Genomic DNA, 17,501 nt, shown 5'->3' with positions numbered 1-17,501 from the left:
CGGGGAGGATGCCGAAATCACTTTGCCGCCCCAATCCGTCGCCGGGATGCACCCGATGACGGAGAGCCAGCCAAACAGAAATGGGGCTACGGCAAAGCGCCCTACAATTGCCGATCTCGCCCGCGAAGCGGGGGTGAGCGTGGCAACGGTCGATCGGGTGCTGAACGCTCGCCTTCCGGTGCGGGAGGAGACCGCGCGTCGCGTCCACCACGCGGCCCACGCGATCGGCTATCATAATGCGGGACTCATAAAACAGCGCATGCGACCGGACCTGCCGCGTTACCGGCTGGGCTTCATCTTGAGGAACCCGGCCCAGCATTTCTACCAGGAGTTCGCGCGCGAGGTCGAGGCGTCGGTCAGTTCGGCCCACTGTTTCCACGGCATTCCGCTCATCGAATTCGCGCGGTCACATTTGCCTGGGGATCTGACGGCGCTGCTTAAGGATCTTGGTAGCCGATGTCACGCGATCGCCATGGTAGCGCCAGACCACCCGAAGATCACAGCAGCAGTCGGGGAGCTCAAGGCGAAGGGCATCCCGGTCTTTTCGCTGCTTTCTGACTTCGCCCCGGGCGTGCGCGAGGGCTACATAGGTCTCAACAACCGCAAGGTCGGTCGGACGGCGGCTTGGATGTTCTCCAAGGTGGCTAAACGATCCGGCAAGGTGGCCGTGTTTGTCGGCAGCCACCGTTTCCAGGGTCATGAGCTGCGGGAAAGCGGGTTTCGTACCTATTTCCGTGACAACGAGCCAGCATTCGAGGTTCTGGATACGCTCGTCAACCTTGAGAAGCGACAGATCACTTACGAGGCGCTGCTGGATCTTATACAGCGGGAACCTGAGCTCGTCGGCTTCTACATGGCCGGCGGTGGCATGGAGGGGGCTATCTCCGCGCTCCGGGAAGAGGACAAAGGCCACGATCTCGTCGCGATCGTGAATGAAATCACGCCGGACTCGCGGGCGGCTCTCGCGGACGATATCATTACGATGGCGGTCGCGACGCCGCTGCGCCGGCTTTGCCAGGAGCTGATGTTGCAGATGGATCGCGCCATCAAGACCGGCACCGCGGAGGCCCCGGGGCAGACATTTCTCCCCTTTGACATCTATCTGCCGGAAAACATCTGATAATGTGATCTGTCGCCACATCCGACATTCCTTTCATAAATGCCCGCGCAGTCCACTGCACTCGGAACCGTGTGCGCATTTGAACTGGATTGTACGCTCTGCCTCATTTAGATCGAGTGCAAAGCCGTGCTGGGGAATCTCCTCACGTTAGATGAAAGTTAAGCGTGCAACTCTTACAAAGGAGCCTTCGTCCGTTGTGGGAGCAGCGCTGCATTCGGCTGCATCCCTCACAAGCTGCTCGCGTCCGTCAACTCGCCGATCGTTTGCTGGACGAAGCATACGGGGCCAAAATGGCTCTTTCGCTTCCTGCGGTGTTCCGAACAGGAGGGTGCGTTGCCCAAAGTCGGACCGCTCACCAATGCGTCGGCGACGCCGAGGCCGGTCGAAGGCAGTTTTGGCGACATTTTGCAACGGTGCTTGCTAATGGCTCAGCGAAGCCCCCCGCGATCGTCCGGCGCCGTAGGGGCAACCAGGCGTGCGCCCTTCAGCATTCCCAAACCTGACCGTCGACATCAAGGGCTTGATCGTCCTTACGCGCCACCGTTCGGACGCGAAAGGCGGGTTGGCCGGCCTTCAGGAGAAGGCGAACACAAGTGAAGCGGCTTGAAGCTCGGCGTCAGAGGGGAAACAACTTTTTCGGACATATCGTGCGCGTGGCACGCTCCTCCAGGTTAGCGGCCCCGGCAAAGGCTCGGGGAATTTATGCACTGCGCGGGTTACGAAAACGTCCTGCCTAGGGCAACGCCTATATTAACATTCCCGATCGCGCACAACGCCGCTGCGTGGCTCCGCAAAATCACTACCGAACCGACGTTCCGACCACGCGGCCGCCGCGGTACTCGTGGAAGAAGGGGCGCCGCAGGGACGCCCGCGGCGACGAGTAGCTTCGGTCAGGCTCCGTCCTTGTCGAAGAAGCCTGTCATGCTCCGCCGCTGCCGCACGAGGCTCAATGCGAGTTCGACACGGCTCGTGCCCTCCAGTCTCTTCGCCCGCCAATTGTGCGCAGTTGTCCGCTCTTCCGCGCTAACCGATGTCGTTCATGTTTGATCAGCGGGCTAGCGTCGGCAGCACCCCCTCGGAGGCATGCCGCCCTTCACTGCCAGCGCAAATTGGATCGCAGCTCTTGAGCAGCTCGTTTCAGTTCGGTGCGAGCCGTCGCATCGAAAAACACGGGAGATAGCTTTTGCATGCTGCGGGAATCCACCACCTCCTCGGTCCCGAGATGCATTGCCTACTTGCTCTCAGGTGCTCATAGGTCCGGTCTGTTCCGGGTGTGCGTCGCCAGGGGGCTTGCTAGGGCGGTCGGATGCATATAGCTCGACTACAGATGCGGCCAGACCTACATTCGTCGTCTGTCGCGACTTCCTGGATATTCATGTTCAACAAGGAACGACCTATGAGGCGGCAGCCCCGAGCATTCACGGTGGAGATCAGACAGAAGCGCAGTTATCAAAAACGGAGTCGTTCGATCTGGAGCGATGTCGATCTTACCGCAGCAATGGCCGAGACAACAAGGGAACTCGAGGAGATGGAGTTGCCAAATGGTAGCCCTGTTGACTCAAGTGTTGTAGCCATTGATGCTAAACACATGCACAAACCGAGAGTGGAGTATCTTATGGCAAATCCCCTGGAAGCAGAACCAGTAACAACCGCTACGCAACCGGCAGCCAAAATAGAGAGGCCTCAAAAGCAGAGTGCCCACCGGTCGCCGGGAGCGAAGGCTGAGCCCAGGCTGCGTGCTCGGAAGAATGCGGCCAATGCGGCGTCTCAGGCCGAGGAAGCACCAGCAGCGGCCGCGCGGACCGGACGTAAGATCTACTCTGAAAAGGAGCGCGCCCAGATGCTCGCCCTGATCCAGAAATCTATCGGTGGCGGCGCCACCCACAAGAGCGCCGTAAAGCAGGCCGGTATCTCGGAACAGACATACTATCAATGGAAGAAAGCTGCGCTGCCTGCAGCGGTTGGTGACGATCTGAAGGACCTCGTCGCGCTTGAGGAAGAAAACAAACGACTGAAGAGTCTGCTCGCGGAACGCCTGCGCAAGGAGAACGCGGAACTGAAGAGGAAGCTGGGGTTTCAATAATGCTGAATCGCAGTTCGGGACGCCGGAATTCTTGTCGGACGCGTTATCCGAGCTCATAAGCTACGGCACCGGCACTTCTGGTCGGAGGAACCGGTCGTCGGTGATCCGGGAGAGGCCAGCCTAGGTGAAGCAGCAGCTGCGCGATCGCGGTCCTAGAAGGGATCACCTCAGGAGCACCTGCGGTTGGCTTCGCGCGCTCGCCCTTTGTCCGCCATCAGTTGCTCCTTCGTCCGAAAATTCCGATAGTCCGCCGTGCTCTGCGGGCCCATCGAACTACCGCGGCTGCCCAAGGCGGTCCGGCAAGCATCTGCATGAGCGGGACACAGGAGCGATCTCGAATTACTTGCCCGCTCAAGTTGCCTACGCGCCTTAGACCGGCACTCGCGCCAGTAGCCCGTTTCGGATGAGATCGATGCTGGCGGCAAACGCGCCTGCAGAGTCATTCAACGCGTGGACTTCCTCGACGAGCTCAAGAGAAAAGGGACCCGTATAGCCACCATCAAGTAGCGCCCGGATCTGGCTGCAATTGTCGGAACCTCCCAGGATGCGATCCGGGTGAACCCAGAAGGTTGGATCGTTTATGCCTGAAATGTGCACGAGACCGGTCAGATCGCAGAAGAAGGACGTCTCGCCGGCGAGCGTGTGGTGGAATGTATCGTGCACAAGCCGGAAGACGGACTTGCCATCAACCCATGCAATGGCGTTAGCCGCTTCGTTCTTCGATCGAAGCGAGGAGGTCTGGAAGCCAAGCGGTTCGATGAGTCCGATCAGACCCCGCGACTGAAGTATCGGCTTGAGCGCCTTCAAGGCGACGCGGAGATTGCCATTGCGCTCGGCATTGGCGGACCACGAACCGTCGTTCACTGGCACCAGCATGAGCGCCTGAGCGCCACAGGCGGCCGCATAATCGGCGAGCTTGCTGGCCTCGGCCCTGCGAGCGGGAGTCCATTCGTTGAACCGCTGCAGGGCGTTGACTGAGATAATCCTGACGCCCGCTTCGGCAGCGGCAGACCGAACGTCCGCCGGCGGCTTGCCGCGCACAACACCGCTACTGCAGGGATTATTCCGGATTTGCACGTCGGTCAGACCGAGATCGCGGGCGAGCGCGAAGAACATGCTGACGTCAAGTCCGGGCGTCGCCATGTAGTCGAGCGCAAACCGAACTGGCGCCTCGCGCACTGAGTGAATTTCATTCATCAAGGCGGCCGCCATGCTCGGCTGACTGGCTTCTGCCGTTTGGCCGAAATGATCGGCATAGGGAGGCGAGCCAATCGAACTGACCCGCTCTTTATTCACATGATTGTGCTTCATTGTGAGCCGGCTTTCACGCAACGGTTAGTACCGCGCCTCTTGAGAACATTGATCTGCTGCGAAATGACGGAAGATCGCTCAATATCCAGTTGCTTCCGCACAGTAGGCGCCCGGAAAGATGCTGAACCGATCCGGCAAACTGATGTGGCAGGCTGCTTCTGCGTAGCGCGGTGCCCAGCGCGATCAACTCCGCCCCCTCAGGCTCTGGATCCCTCCAGGACGCGCTGCCGAGCGACCTTGAATGCCGCGCTGGCCACAAGGCCAACATGTCGGCCAGCGTGTGCGCAATCGGCGCGACCGCCGGCGAGACTGCGGGCGACAACATAGAATCTCCGCGGACCGCGGCGTGCACGGAGGCCGCGGCGAGGTACAGGGCGAATGGGATCAGTCCTGGTATCATTGGTTCATTCCGACAAAGTTCATGATCATTTTGGGAGCGGCGATCTCGCGGTCAGATGCCCGCTCGCTCGCCGCAAGGCCCGCGGCCACGCCAGCGCGGTCGGCCGCGTCCGGTTCCGACTCAGTTTGCGCTTGCTCTCCAGCCTTGTGATCGGCATGCGCAAGCCAACAATTCCGCGGGAGTTGCGCCTGTACAAAATCCAGCGGTGCGTCCCGACACCGCCCAAGGCGAGGCGCGCTCGCCCTCGTGGTGGTCAGTCAGACGATTCACGACGTCCAGCAGTCTTCCCGCATGCTCGAAGAACTCGAGCGGTCATAGGCGTGGACGGCGATGTAATTCCAAGTCAGGATGACCTTCCCGGCTTCCTGCTTGGCGCATTCCGTGCCGGAGTCACATAAGCGTCTGGCCCGATGAAGGCGCGGATGCTCGCTCGCGGGAAATCGATGTCATCATCATCTCGAAAGGCCGGAGAGTTCTACATCTGCGGAACTCCGTGTGTACGTTACAGATCAGATACTTGCAATCTGGCCCTCTGGAAACAGCCAGTTAGTTGCATTTGAAGCCGTCCAGTTGGTGAAGTGGCACGGCGGGCTGGATCATTGGGCTAATAGCTTGGCGATCCAACAGAGAGGCCCTCCACGGCTTCTGCGCCCCGACATGTCTGGCTCAACCGTCCGTGGCTCCGCCGTCGCCAGCGTAGTGCTACCGATCGAGTTGCCGGCGATAAAGATAGAATCAGGGGCAGCCTCTCTGGCGGCCCTGATGGTGCTGTTGAAGAAATCTACGCCGGAGATGGCGCACCTCGGCGGCTCGTTTAAGGAAGTAGGAGCGGCCGGTGCATTATGGCCACGGCCACGACGAGCGCATGCTGCTTCCTGTCGAGCGTGGCACCGCGCACGGTGCCGTGATGCCATGCTGTCGGCCGGCCGGCTTGGCCGACTGCGCTACGGATGGAAGGTCGGGCGCCGGTGCGGTGTGATTTCCTGCTTGTAGACCTTACACCCTGGTGCCAGCTCTCTGAGACCGCTCACCAGCATGTTAGCCGCCTGCTCGAGCGCCTCTTCCGGCATCGCCGCCAAGCTTTCCAAAATAAACCACATGCGGCCGCCCACCGTCTCCAACCGGGTGCGCGTGCCCTGCCGCCAATTCCAGCGGCGACATGTAGCTCCCAGATCGTCGCGCCAGATGACCTCCCCCTTGGAAGGGCTTTCGACGACCGTTTCCCCATTCAAAACAGTGTGGAAAGAGTCCGTTCCTACGGCAATCGTCAGCCGCGGTTTGCCGACATATGCATCAAAATTTTCGCCGCCAATCGGTATTGCGAAACGCAGGCTCACGGCATTGTAGAGGTCAACGATAGGATTTATTGACGGGATTCGGCCATCCTTCTCCACCCGTTTTTTCAAAGCCTGCGCCGAGCACGGCGTCCGGTTTGGTTTCGCGCCGAACCGAACGTATGCCTCCGCCCAATTGGCCAAGTGCGCTTCTTCCCAGGCGGGTCCCCCCGCTCGGGCGAAATCGCAAGCCTCTCCCAACACGTCCCGAGCCATGACGCCTCGCGCACTGTCCTGTGCATCAACAAGAATGCTGATTGCGCGAAGTCAGGTGCGATCTCTGCTATTTCTTCGTCGATCAGCGGAAAATCCAACAACGCTTTCTCCTTTAAGCCAGTCGCCAGGGCGCCTTTGCTTCGACCGATTTGAGAGCTCCTCAAGAATTCTTTCCCCGTCCCAGGGGCATACTCCTGCCCTGGACCCGGACTGGCCGACAGAGCCAGTCCAGGCAAGTCTTGCTGATCCAGTCTGCGATCAATGCCGGCGCGACTCTGAGGTCACGAGCCAGGCCCGCTCGCTGTCAGGGCGCGCATTGAGCGTCTTCCCGAATCTTCGGCAAAGCTTCTGACCCGTTGGACAGCGCCAGCAAGGAGGTGAACACCATTCTCGATCTGCCGAATGGTCAGGGCGGAATAGCCCATCACCAATCCAATCCGATCAGGGCGGCCTTCATCTCGGATGTACAGCGATGAAATCGGATGGATGCCAACCCCGACCCGCCGCGCCTCGTCAACCATGACCTCCTCCAGCGACCGAGAAAGATCCTTGAACCAGACGACGACATGCAGCCCTGCATCGGCCCCCTCGACGGCAATGCTGTCTGCGAACGCGCGTCGAAGGACAGCAAGCAGTGCCTCTCGCCTCTCCCCGTTAAGACGGCGGACGCGGCGCACGTGGCTTTCATAACCACCGCTCTCAATTAGTGAGGCCAGGGCCTCCTGTTCCGCAACCGGAGAATGCCTGTCGAGAAGCTGCTTGGCCATCGCAAAGACGTCTTGCAACTCGGCCGGAACCACCAGGTAGCCGATGCGCAGCATCGGCGACAGTGTCTTGGAGATCGTGCCAACATAGATTACGGAACTGCGGTCTTCCAGCTTATGCAGCGGGGGCACCGGTCGAATGTCGTACCGGTACTCGCCATCGTAATCGTCCTCGATAATATAGGCGTTATTGCGCCGAGCCCATTCGAGGAGCTGATACCGCCGCGAAATCGACAAGACGCCGCCGAGCGGGAATTGGTGCGACGGGGTGACATAGGCTAGCCGCGCTGGGATCTCCTGCAGCAGCTCGGTCTTCATGCCCTCGCTATCGACGGGGACAGGAACGGGCGTGGCTCCTGTGCTGGCAAAGACTTGGCGCGCCATTCTATAGCAGGGATCCTCGATCACGAAGCTGTCGGAAGGATCGAGCAGCAGGCGCGCGCACATGTCGAGGCACTGCTGTGATCCACTTACGACGAGGATCTGCTCGACCTGGCAGCTAAGCGTTCGGGCACGCCACAAATATCCCTGCAGCGCCTGGCGCAAGCGATGCGAGCCGCGTGGATCGTGATAAGCTAGCCTTCCGGGGCTTTGTGACATTGCCGCGTTCATCGCACGCTTCCACGTGAGCGCCGGGAAATCAGATGGGGCGAGGTCGCCATAACGGAAATCGACCTTGAAGCGGTTGGGGAGGTAATCGCGCCGTGGCGGACTGGCGCGCAGTCGCTCGCCGTAACGGGAAAGGTGGATCGGGCCAGTCCGTTTCGGCACCGCGCTGGTCTCTTTACTCCGGACTAGCGAAGATGCAACGCGAGGTCTTGCGCCTTGAATGACCTCGATGAAACCTTCGGCGACCAGCTGATCATATGCCACGGTGACCGTGGTCCGCGAGACACCGAGTTCATTTGCTAGGCCGCGGGACGACGGCAGCTGGCTGCCCCTTTCATAGATTCCACCCAGGATCTGCTCGCGAAGAGCCTCGCAGATCTGGCGCGCGCCCAGACCTTGCGAGCGAGCTGTCGACGCGGAAGGAGAGGGCTGGACCATTTCTTTCATCGCCAACTGGACGTTCCACCTGGGTTAGTGTGAAGGCATTGTCGCCGAAATCAAGAGGGCTAAAGCCGATGACCAGCGCCGAAGATCAGCTTGAAGCCGAGACAACATCAACGCCGTCCCGAAACGACGTCGGTCTCGCATTCGCCACCCGGGCCATTCATCATGGCTACGATCCGGCCGGCTTTTCCAATTCCGTTCAGACGCCGGTGTTTCTCACATCGACCTATGGCTTTGAAAGCGTGGCAGCAAACGAAGCCGCCGCAGCAGTTGGGGGAAGGCTTTACGCACGCGAATACAACCCGACCACGGAGATCCTCGAAAAGCGGCTCGCCAATCTCGAAGGAGCCGAAGCTGGGCTGGTACTCGCCTCGGGGATCGCCGCCTTCGGCACGCTGATCCTTTCGCTGCTTTCGCAGGGTGACGAACTCATTGTCCACAAGACCCTCTATTCGAATACGATCGCCATGGTAGAACAGGGGCTGCCGCAGTTTGGCATCAAGGTCGTTGCCGTTGACCTGTCTAATCCGAGCAATCTCAATGGCGCCATCACCGACAGGACCCGGCTCGTGTTCTTCGAGACGCCAATCAACCCGCTGGCCCGTATCCTCGACATCGCTGCCATTGCCGAACACGCCCATTCTCGCGGCGTGAAGGTCGCCGTCGACAGCACCTTCGCCTCGCCGGCCCTCCAGCGTCCGCTGGCACTCGGAGCCAACATCGTGATCCATTCGCTCACCAAGTACATCAATGGCCATGGCGATGCTCTGGGCGGTGTGATACTGGGCGACGTGAAAACACTGCACCTGCTGCGCGAAACTGGCCTGCGCTATCTCACCGGGGCAGCGCTCTCGCCCATGTCGGCGTTCCTGATCTTGCGCGGGTTGAAGACACTCACGTTGCGTATGGAGCGTCACAGTGCCTCTGGGCTTGCGGTCGCCCAGGCGCTCGAGGCGCACCCGGCTGTGGCTTGGGTTAGCTATCCATTTCTCGGCTCTCATCCCGACCATGAGATCGCGCGCAGACAGATGTCGAAAGGCTCGGGCATGTTGGCTCTCGGCCTCCAAACGGGGTTCGAGGGCGCGCGCCGTATGATGGACCGGCTCAAGCTGATCATCCGGGCGGTGAGCCTCGGCGACGCTGACAGTCTCATCTATCATCCAGCAAGCCTGACCCGCTCGCGCGAGTCAATTCGCAGGGACGCGCATTTGCCTGACGGAGTCGGCGACGATCTCATGCGTCTGTCGGTAGGGCTCGAAGACGCCGCCGATTTGATCGCGGATCTAGAGCAGGCGCTGGACGGGGTCTGATGCCAAACGCTTCATCCAATGTAACAACGGGAGCTTAAGCATGGCTTTCCTGAGCGGCCTTTCGGCCTTCCCAATAACGCCAAGCGACAGCGACGGCGGCGTCGATATCCTGGCGCTTCGAAAGCTGATAGCGCGGCTTTGCGCAGCAAAGGTGGATTCCATCGGCCTGCTCGGCAGCACCGGCACCTATATGTATCTGTCGCGCGAAGAACGCCGCCGGGCGCTTTGCGATGCGCTGGACGAGACAGGTGGACGAGTCCCGCTCGTGATAGGTGTCGGCGCTTTGCGCACCGATGAAGCGGTAAAATGTGCAAGTGATGCGAAGGCCCTCGGCGCAGCCGCGGGGTTGCTCGCGGCTGTTTCCTACACCCCGCTCACTGAGGACGAAGTTTTCGAGCATTTTTCGACGGTGGCGCGCGACAGCGGGCTGCCGATCGTGATCTACGACAATCCCGCAAACTCGCATTTTCGCTTCACGCCAGCGCTCATCGAGCGTCTGGGACAGCTGCCTGAGATCCTCGCTATTAAGAACTCGGCCGACCGGGCCGATGCCATCAAAGGCCAACTTGAGCACCAGAAAACAATTGTGCCGAAAGGATTCTCGATCGGCTACAGCGGAGACTGGAACGCCACCGAGGCCCTGATCGCCGGAGCCGATACATGGTACAGCGTCCTAGGTGGCATCTTGCCCGACCCGTGCCTGAGGATGGTCAGAGCCGCTCAGCACGGCGACCACGCAGAAGCACACCGTATCGACGCCACCTTGGCCCCGGTGTGGGAGCTTTTTAAGACGTTCTCGAGCCTTCGCGTCGTCTACGCAATCGCCGAGCTCCTCGAAATCTGTTCCGCCGAGCCGCCACGGCCAATCAAGCCACTTTCCGCTGCCGCGAAGTGCCAGCTCGCCGGCGTCCTGGACCGTCTAGGATCAGGTGTCGGATCGTAAGCCGCGCGACATCATATCGCGGAGGGAAAATGTCCGCACCGACCCTGTCGATGGGCCTATAATCTAGACGAGATTTTCTCCATCATCTGATCGGGAACATGCGCTGCGTGCTGATCACCGATGGATTGACGGGTCTCGACACCAATCCCGTCCTCGTCAGCGCGTTCGATTGGCAGAGCGTCGTATCGGTGAGGGAGGAACTTCGTGCCGCCACCCCCTACATTTCTCCGACTTCCACTCGAAGCATCAAAGCCTTGTGCGCCAACAGCATTCAATCGCTGCGCAGGATTTTTGCTTCAAGGGCGGCTGCCACAAAAGCCCTTCGAGCAGCTGGTGGATGGGCCTCACCACGCAATACCTGCAGACAAGCGTCCATCGCCACCTTCCGTTTCTCGGTCCGACGATGAAGGTCACGGATCAGGATAGCGGCCGCCTGGTTGACATCGAATACGATGCGCTCAGAACTGTGGCGGCCAACCTGAACAACGACCGCCCTCTCAAATCTCTGCAAGCCGGTCATCTCTCCGCCCCCCAAGGCGATCATCCGTCTATAGAGCCCAGCTCGTCTTTACCGAGCCGACCCGGTACCACTGCATCTGTGAGCCGAGACAATGCCCTTTCTACCGACCCCGCGCTAGCCCGACACGCGCTTGGCCGCTCTGTTTCGCTGCCGATCTGCAGGCGGGATATTCAAGAAGCCGAATAGGCCCGGCGCTGCCCCTCGCCGCCGAAAAAACCATTTCGACTAGAGATTAAAAGGTAGCTTGATCGAGGAAGGCTCTCTTCTGGGCGACCACGTTCGTGCTCAGCACGCGCACGCTCGGTGCCGAGGGAGCGTGGCACCTCCCGTGGCGCTGGTGACGTGTGACCGTGCACATCCTTGCCGGCTTGCGGTGGACAGCCCTTCTCACTGTGCCGCACAGTGCTGCCTCGCAATTGCGTGTCGGCCATCTCGTTCTCGATCACGCGGCAAATCTTTCATTCACCGCGCGGATGCTTCACATCCAAACAATCTAGTTTACCGCCCCCCATCATCGCGCATAGCGCGACATCAAAATCCGCGGCTCTGCTTCCCAGCCGTTTTCTGCGGTCACTCTCGCTTTGACTAGGATCTACTATGCGCATTTGCGGTATCAAGCTGACGCACGACGGGGGAATCGCTGTCGTGGAAGACGGCAGATTAGTCTTTTGCATAGAGCAGGAGAAGCTCGACAATAGCCCACGATACCAGCACATCGAGCGGCTTGAGACGGTCGCCGCCGTTTTGGCGGAAAACGGGCTTGCTCCGCGCGATATGGACCGGTTCGTTATTGACGGATGGGACGGTGAAATCCAGTCGGAATTCCAAGTTCTGAGTAACGGCTCCCCCATCACTCTCAACGGCGCGCCATACGTGGAGCGGGACGCCGAAAATCCCCTGACAGCCTATCAAGGTTCCGGTCTCATGCTCGACAATGGGGCATTTTCTTATGAAAGCTACCCGCATGTTCTTGGACACGTTGCTTCCGCATACTGCACCAGCTCATTCGCCCAACTAGAGGAACCAGCATTTTGTCTGGTTTGGGACGGCTGCATCTTTCCGCGGCTTTACTACGTCGAGCCAAGTGGAGTCCGATTTGTTGGGAGCCTGTTTCCGATGATAGGCCATGCGTATGCCGCTGCGGGCCAACATTTTGGTCCTTACAGGCGAGAGCTGCGGACTGGCTGGGATCTCGGTATCGCCGGCAAGTTGATGGCCTATATCGCGCTCGGGGTGGTCCATGAACACATCGTGAAGGTGTTTCACGAGCTTTACGACGACCATTTCGCCGGGGATACGGACCTTGCCTTTGGTTACAGGGAAAACAGCCACAGCGAAGACGCGTTACTCACGGCTGTGCACAACTTCTTCGATGCAAGCGCGTCGCGGTTAATCCCCGAAACGCCCGAGGACATACTTGCTTCGTTCCATGTCTTCATGGAGCGTCTTCTCGTCCGGGGGATGACCAGCGCGCTACGTGAGTGCTCGGTTCCCAAAACCCGAAACCTGTGCATAGCCGGCGGATGCGGGCTGAACATCAAATGGAACAGCGCCCTGCGGGCGAGCGGTTTGTTCGACGCAGTCTGGGTGCCTCCGTTTCCAAACGACAGCGGATCGGCGATCGGTGCCGCTTGCTGCGCCCTGGCCGCCGACAAAGGTTTCGTGCACCTCGACTGGTCGGTCTACAGCGGGCCAAATGTGAGCCATGGCAAGGTTCCACCTGGTTGGCAATCTGCTGCTTGCAGCCTGAAAGAACTTGCCAGCGTGCTGGCCGACAACAAACCTGTTGTGTTCCTTGCAGGCCACGCAGAGCTTGGTCCACGTGCTTTGGGAGGCAGAAGCATCCTGGCGGCCGCAACTTCGTCGGAAATGAAGGACCATCTCAACAAAATCAAAGTTCGAGAGCACTTTCGGCCGGTAGCGCCAATATGCTTGGAGGATCGTGCACCTGACATGTTTGACCCTGGCACGCCGGATCCTTACATGCTGTTCGATCACCGAACCCGTTCGGAGTGGAAAGAAAAAATCCCGGCGGTCGTCCATCTCGACGGGACTGCGCGACTACAGACAGTTTCGAGAACGTCTGAACACCCAATTGCAGAACTCCTGATCGAATATGAGAAGCTCACGGGCATTTCGCTGCTCTGCAACACGAGTGCAAATCTTAATGGACGTGGTTTTTTTCCGGATGCGGCTGCCGCCTGTGAGTGGGGATGCGTAGACTATGTTTGGTGCGATGGGTTGCTGTTGACCAAGACACGCGCAAGTCAATTCGAGGGCTGAGCGCCAGGCTGTAACGAATCTGAGTTACCACGCTCTAGCGCTGCAATCGCCGGCAGCATCCCTGAGGGAGCCGGATACTGTGGGTGTGTGGACCCTGATGCTGCCTTGATCTGAAGACGAATCTGATCGATGGCCGACAAGAGCGCAGAGACTGTGCGGTTAAGCTGGCAAGCATGGCTTTGCTTAGCGATGTGCTGGAGGATTCAAGAGCCTGCACGGCCCTTTGCTCGGCCGAACCACTCCGCCACCGCGCCGGGCATTTAGCCATCACATTGATCCCGACACCCTCCGTCAGTGTCAGGAAGTCGGAGTAGAGGTTCCACATCCTCAAGCATGCTCTTTGCAGGACCCATACGTGCGAGATCGGTTGCAGCAACCCCATGCCGAAGAGCACAATGTCAGCACGGTCCCGGTGCGAGACCCAGCACAGGCACTCCGGATGGATGGCCTCGGCTCAACTTTCTGGTCCCCAGGTAGCTGTCCTTCCTGGCGTATCGGTGACTTCGTCACGGCGACCCTCAAACGATCTGGAACGCGGTCGGCTGAGATCGGCCAGCACTAAGTCGCGCTATGATATGCGTTGAGTAGACTTGCTCCGCGCGGCGGCATCGGTGTTGTGGCAGGCGGCACACTTTTGAAGACCGCCTTGCCGATATCGTGGGCCCGGTCGACCGGATCCGCTCGAAGCGAGTCCGTATCGACGAAGGCTGTTTTGGAAGCCCCTCAGGATCCTTCGGGTGGGGTTCGATGACTCCGACCTCAGCGATGCTTCGGAAGAGCATCTGAGGCCGTCGCCGGGAACAAAGAATGATGCGTTCGCTCCCTCGACGAGGCAAACGTCGAAGAGTGTTGGCACCCCCGACGCTAGGCGACTGCGGTTTGGCGAGGAGAACCGGACCGCACGGGTCGTTGAAACCTCGACACATCGGGGAGCGGAGTCGCCCCGCAGGCAAGTCCGAGGCGAGTACAGGCAAGGGCGGCGTACGACCAGCACATCGTCATCCTGGAACTCGACTTTGCGGGCCATAATTTCCGACCTCCGTTGCTCGAGCCGGAATGTCGCACTAGCCGCAGTAAAGAAAGTATTGAGAGATCCTGCCCCATGGCCTGCTGGCAATCGATCGAGCGATGCGGGTAGTCAAATTGACGTTTTTGGAGGAGCGATCATCTTGCCCCCTGCAAACATTGGTCACTGTGCGCTCGGTGCCCGAAGCAGAATGCGCCTCTTGCCTTTGGCTTGGCAAAGCCGAACGGCGCACGCATCCCACATCCGACAGACTCGCAGATATGGTTCGACCCGTGCCCGCTCGCGCGGCATTGCCGTCATGCCTTCCGCGAACCTCATCGGTTCGTCGCTCATAGCGGGTTGATCGGCCCTACCAAAACGGGATGACATTGGGCTGCTTGGTAAATTAGACCGCCTGACGCACGCCAGGGCAGCACGCGGCGCACCGCGCGGCTGGTGCGATTGCATCTTCAGCATCGCCGGGAAATCAGCACCACACTGTCATGCAAGATCATCGAATGCGTGCGTTGACCCGAAGCGCCCGCAGCTTCACATGCGGGATGCCTCCTGCAACATTATCTGCCGCATCCAGACGCTTGCCGGATCACTGTTATGAAGGGTAGGCCATTGGACGGCCTCGGTGAACGTGGGCAGTGGCCGCGGAAGTTCGACGATCCGCAGAGGGAAAGTCTTTTTGAAATGCTGAACCAGCCGGAAGGGCATGGTCGCTATACGGGCTGTGCCTGAGACCATCGGCGGGATCATGCTAAAGGCCGGCACGATAATCTCGACATGTCTCTTGAGACTATTTTCAAGCAAAAACCGTTCCTCGATGGATGGCATCTGCGCACGGCCGACCCTGAACGCAATGTGCTTCATCGACACGTACCTCTCGAATGTAAGCTGCTGTGGCAGCTGCTTGTTCGTGGGGCAGCCTACGCACACGAATGTCTCGTCGAACAGCGACGCTCTCGGATGGGCGCTTGACATGAACAATTCCGGAAGAATCAGAAAATCGACGTCACCGCGCCGGAGAAGCTCATCGAGATCGTCGTCGAGCGGCAGCAATTCGAAGCTGACGGCGGGTGCTTCGCGTGCAACACGCTCCACGACCCTTTCAAAAAACACGAGTGTGACGAAATCCGAAACTATGATCCGGAAGCGGCGATCGGATTGAGCCGGTTTAAACGGATCCCAAGAAATAATCGAGCACTGGATGTGAAAGAGTGCGCCGCGAACAGCGGGCGCGAGTGTTTCCGCACGTGGGGTTAGAACACGTTCGCGGCCTCTCATCGTAAACAGTTCATCATTGAAATAATCGCGCAGCCGGCCGACGGCCGCGCTCATGGCCGGCTGACTTAGGTTGATGCTGCTTGCCGCCGCCGTTAGGTTGCGCTCGGTCAGCAGCGCGTCGAGCACAACGAGAAGATTCAGATCAAGGCCTTTGAAACGCATGCCTCATCTGTCCGTAACGTGGTTGCTTGTCATCGCGACCGTCGTGGGTGGCTAATTTATTGCAGATTGAGATTTGAGCAGACGTGGGCGTGGCGGCGCTCCGAGAAGGATCTGCGACATATATCCAAGGTCGCGCGCAATCTTGCGAATCGCCATCGCTGCGGCGACAACCGTCACTCCAAGCACACTTGCGAACGCAATTCTGGTCGTGAGATTCCAGGCTTCTCCAAACTGGATGAAATCCATGAGGCGAAACGCGGCACCCTGAACAAGATAAACGAGCAGCGTGCTCTGACCGAGCTCCATCGCAACAAACTGAGCTATTCTAGTTGAAGAGGCAGCTCTCCAGCATTGGACTATAAACTGCATTGCCACCGCAGAAGCCGCTGCAGACCCGGCGAACATCAGCAGAACTTGTTTGGCTGACTCTTCATCATCGATCAAAACATGATTGTTGAAGGCGTAGGTCTGCTTATCCCAACAAAGTAAGGATATGAAAGATATTACCGATAGTAATACAAAGGTCGATTTGTTGGTCCAGATGATACTCTTCTTCCGTCCAATTGGCTGGGCAAACAGGACCCCTAAACAATAGAATGGGTAGGTGTATCTTACCAACGGGGTTATTGACAATGTGATGGGCGCGAATGCGATCCCGATTGCCGATGCGCTTATGATCCACATCGGTAGCCATTTGGAGGTTGCAAAAACACGAACTAGAACGAATGAAATAAACGCCGCCCATATGAACCAGTATGTTCCGATGACTTCCTTCGATAGATCCAGCAATACGCCAGTTTGGCTCTTCGTTGGATAAATCGTAGCGGACTTTATTGCAAAAATGAACGCGCACCAAACAAACATTGGCAGTAGTAACTGCACTGCTCGATCACGAACCCCTTGAGTGAACGGTTTTCGAAAAACTGCCGCAGAAGAAACATATCCACTTATCGCCATAAAGAGAGGCATATGAAATATGTATATAAGATTATAATACGAAGATTCCCAGAAGTCCTCAGTACCTCTATAAATTATATACTGTAATAGGTGCCCAATTATGACCAAGGTAATTAGTATACCTTTGGCGAAGTCGAGGCTTAGGTCTCGGTCTTTTATTTCCGCGGGGCGCGAGCCACGCCCCATCGCTCCGAACGTTGTTTGATCAAGCATCAGACTCAAGCCCATCTGTCGCGTTGCTACCGGCCGATCGTGGGCACGGCGAGCGCGCCAGTTTCGGTGAAAAGGATCGAAATTTGCGCGAATCGCGGCCTGGTATCGAAGGCCTACTGGCTGCAACCGAGCGGACAAATTCCCAGGACCTGATCGCAAAAGCTGGAGCGCAGTGGCGGTCGCGATCAAGCGTGGCGACGCGAACGCTCGGCACTATTCTCGCCAGGCCGTCTCTGCAGGACCTCTCGGTACGGTTCCGCAGCGCGTGCCGAACCGTGCCAAATGCGAATGCGAATGAAACGCCAAACTGCTGCAGCACCGGACGCATGACGCGGATAGAATGGCTCATTCGAGTCTCTCAAGATCCGGATGCACACTGTACAATCCGAGTTCGCCTACCAAGAAATCAACCTCGCCAACCATGATGAAACGGCGGGGTCCAAATGAGCCACTGCGCTGTGCATATAGGGCCGATTTCGCGAACCTCCGGACTTGCACCGGCCCAGCTACGACCACCTGAAAGCCCTTGCCGG

Annotated in this window: 10 protein-coding genes and 3 pseudogenes; 5 read left to right on the top strand and 8 right to left on the bottom strand. The window is 58.8% G+C overall.

All coding sequences use genetic code 11. From position 1 onward, the window contains the following. Positions 1–55: 55 nt before the first annotated feature. Positions 56–1,120: a LacI family DNA-binding transcriptional regulator gene (locus ACIU1A_RS00760; protein ID WP_404926290.1), complete on the top strand. Its 1,065-nt coding sequence runs from the start codon at positions 56–58 to the stop codon at positions 1,118–1,120. 1,375 nt (positions 1,121–2,495) lie between these two features. Beyond that, positions 2,496–3,203: a transposase gene (locus tag ACIU1A_RS00755; protein WP_404926289.1), complete on the top strand. Its 708-nt coding sequence runs from the start codon at positions 2,496–2,498 to the stop codon at positions 3,201–3,203. Between the two features lie 369 nt (positions 3,204–3,572). Here ACIU1A_RS00755 and ACIU1A_RS00750 read toward each other — a convergent pair whose 3' ends face one another. The 4 genes and pseudogenes from ACIU1A_RS00750 to ACIU1A_RS00735 all read right to left on the bottom strand — a co-directional run bounded on the left by ACIU1A_RS00750 (position 3,573) and on the right by ACIU1A_RS00735 (position 8,284). Further along, positions 3,573–4,415, bottom strand: a complete 843-nt coding sequence (locus ACIU1A_RS00750) for a TIM barrel protein (protein ID WP_404928061.1) — start codon at positions 4,413–4,415, stop codon at positions 3,573–3,575. A 495-nt stretch (positions 4,416–4,910) separates the two neighbouring features. Further along, a pseudogene (locus ACIU1A_RS00745) lies at positions 4,911–5,329 on the bottom strand (FMN-binding negative transcriptional regulator); the annotation flags it as partial. A gap of 529 nt (positions 5,330–5,858) precedes the next feature. Beyond that, positions 5,859–6,565 (bottom strand): annotated as a pseudogene (locus tag ACIU1A_RS00740) (B3/4 domain-containing protein). Positions 6,566–6,745: 180 nt separating this feature from the next. After that, positions 6,746–8,284: a PLP-dependent aminotransferase family protein gene (locus ACIU1A_RS00735; protein ID WP_404928060.1), complete on the bottom strand. Its 1,539-nt coding sequence runs from the start codon at positions 8,282–8,284 to the stop codon at positions 6,746–6,748. Positions 8,285–8,352: 68 nt separating this feature from the next. On the opposite strand from ACIU1A_RS00735, the gene ACIU1A_RS00730 reads away from it, so the two are divergent. Together ACIU1A_RS00730 and ACIU1A_RS00725 are read left to right on the top strand one after the other, a co-directional pair. Continuing rightward, positions 8,353–9,591 carry a trans-sulfuration enzyme family protein gene (locus ACIU1A_RS00730; protein WP_404926288.1) on the top strand — a complete coding sequence of 413 codons (1,239 nt, stop codon included), beginning with the start codon at positions 8,353–8,355 and terminating at the stop codon, positions 9,589–9,591. A gap of 40 nt (positions 9,592–9,631) precedes the next feature. Then, positions 9,632–10,534 carry a dihydrodipicolinate synthase family protein gene (locus tag ACIU1A_RS00725; RefSeq protein WP_404926287.1) on the top strand — a complete coding sequence of 301 codons (903 nt, stop codon included), beginning with the start codon at positions 9,632–9,634 and terminating at the stop codon, positions 10,532–10,534. A gap of 271 nt (positions 10,535–10,805) precedes the next feature. On the opposite strand, the gene ACIU1A_RS00720 is transcribed toward ACIU1A_RS00725, so the two are convergent. After that, complete coding sequence (locus tag ACIU1A_RS00720) at positions 10,806–11,054, bottom strand: DUF982 domain-containing protein (protein WP_404926286.1); 249 nt, start codon at positions 11,052–11,054, stop codon at positions 10,806–10,808. Between the two features lie 597 nt (positions 11,055–11,651). Here ACIU1A_RS00720 and nodU point away from each other — a divergent pair. Further along, positions 11,652–13,337, top strand: coding sequence for a nodulation protein NodU (gene nodU, locus ACIU1A_RS00715; protein ID WP_404926285.1), 1,686 nt, complete (start codon positions 11,652–11,654; stop codon positions 13,335–13,337). 1,555 nt (positions 13,338–14,892) lie between these two features. On the opposite strand, the gene ACIU1A_RS00710 is transcribed toward nodU, so the two are convergent. The 3 genes and pseudogenes from ACIU1A_RS00710 to ACIU1A_RS00700 form a co-directional block, all read right to left on the bottom strand. Beyond that, positions 14,893–15,798 carry a LysR family transcriptional regulator gene (locus ACIU1A_RS00710; protein WP_404926284.1) on the bottom strand — a complete coding sequence of 302 codons (906 nt, stop codon included), beginning with the start codon at positions 15,796–15,798 and terminating at the stop codon, positions 14,893–14,895. A 51-nt stretch (positions 15,799–15,849) separates the two neighbouring features. Beyond that, positions 15,850–16,968, bottom strand: a complete 1,119-nt coding sequence (gene nolL, locus ACIU1A_RS00705) for a nodulation factor fucose acetyltransferase NolL (protein WP_404928059.1) — start codon at positions 16,966–16,968, stop codon at positions 15,850–15,852. Next, positions 16,961–17,391 (bottom strand): annotated as a pseudogene (locus tag ACIU1A_RS00700) (hypothetical protein). The gene nolL and the pseudogene ACIU1A_RS00700 overlap by 8 nt, the downstream one beginning before the upstream one ends. Positions 17,392–17,501: the final 110 nt, after the last annotated feature.

Origin of the sequence: Mesorhizobium maamorense (assembly GCF_044998965.1) — a bacterium.
Lineage (GTDB): Bacteria > Pseudomonadota > Alphaproteobacteria > Rhizobiales > Rhizobiaceae > Mesorhizobium.
Note: the sequence above shows the minus strand (reverse complement) of the source record. Positions and strands in the feature narration are given on the sequence as shown.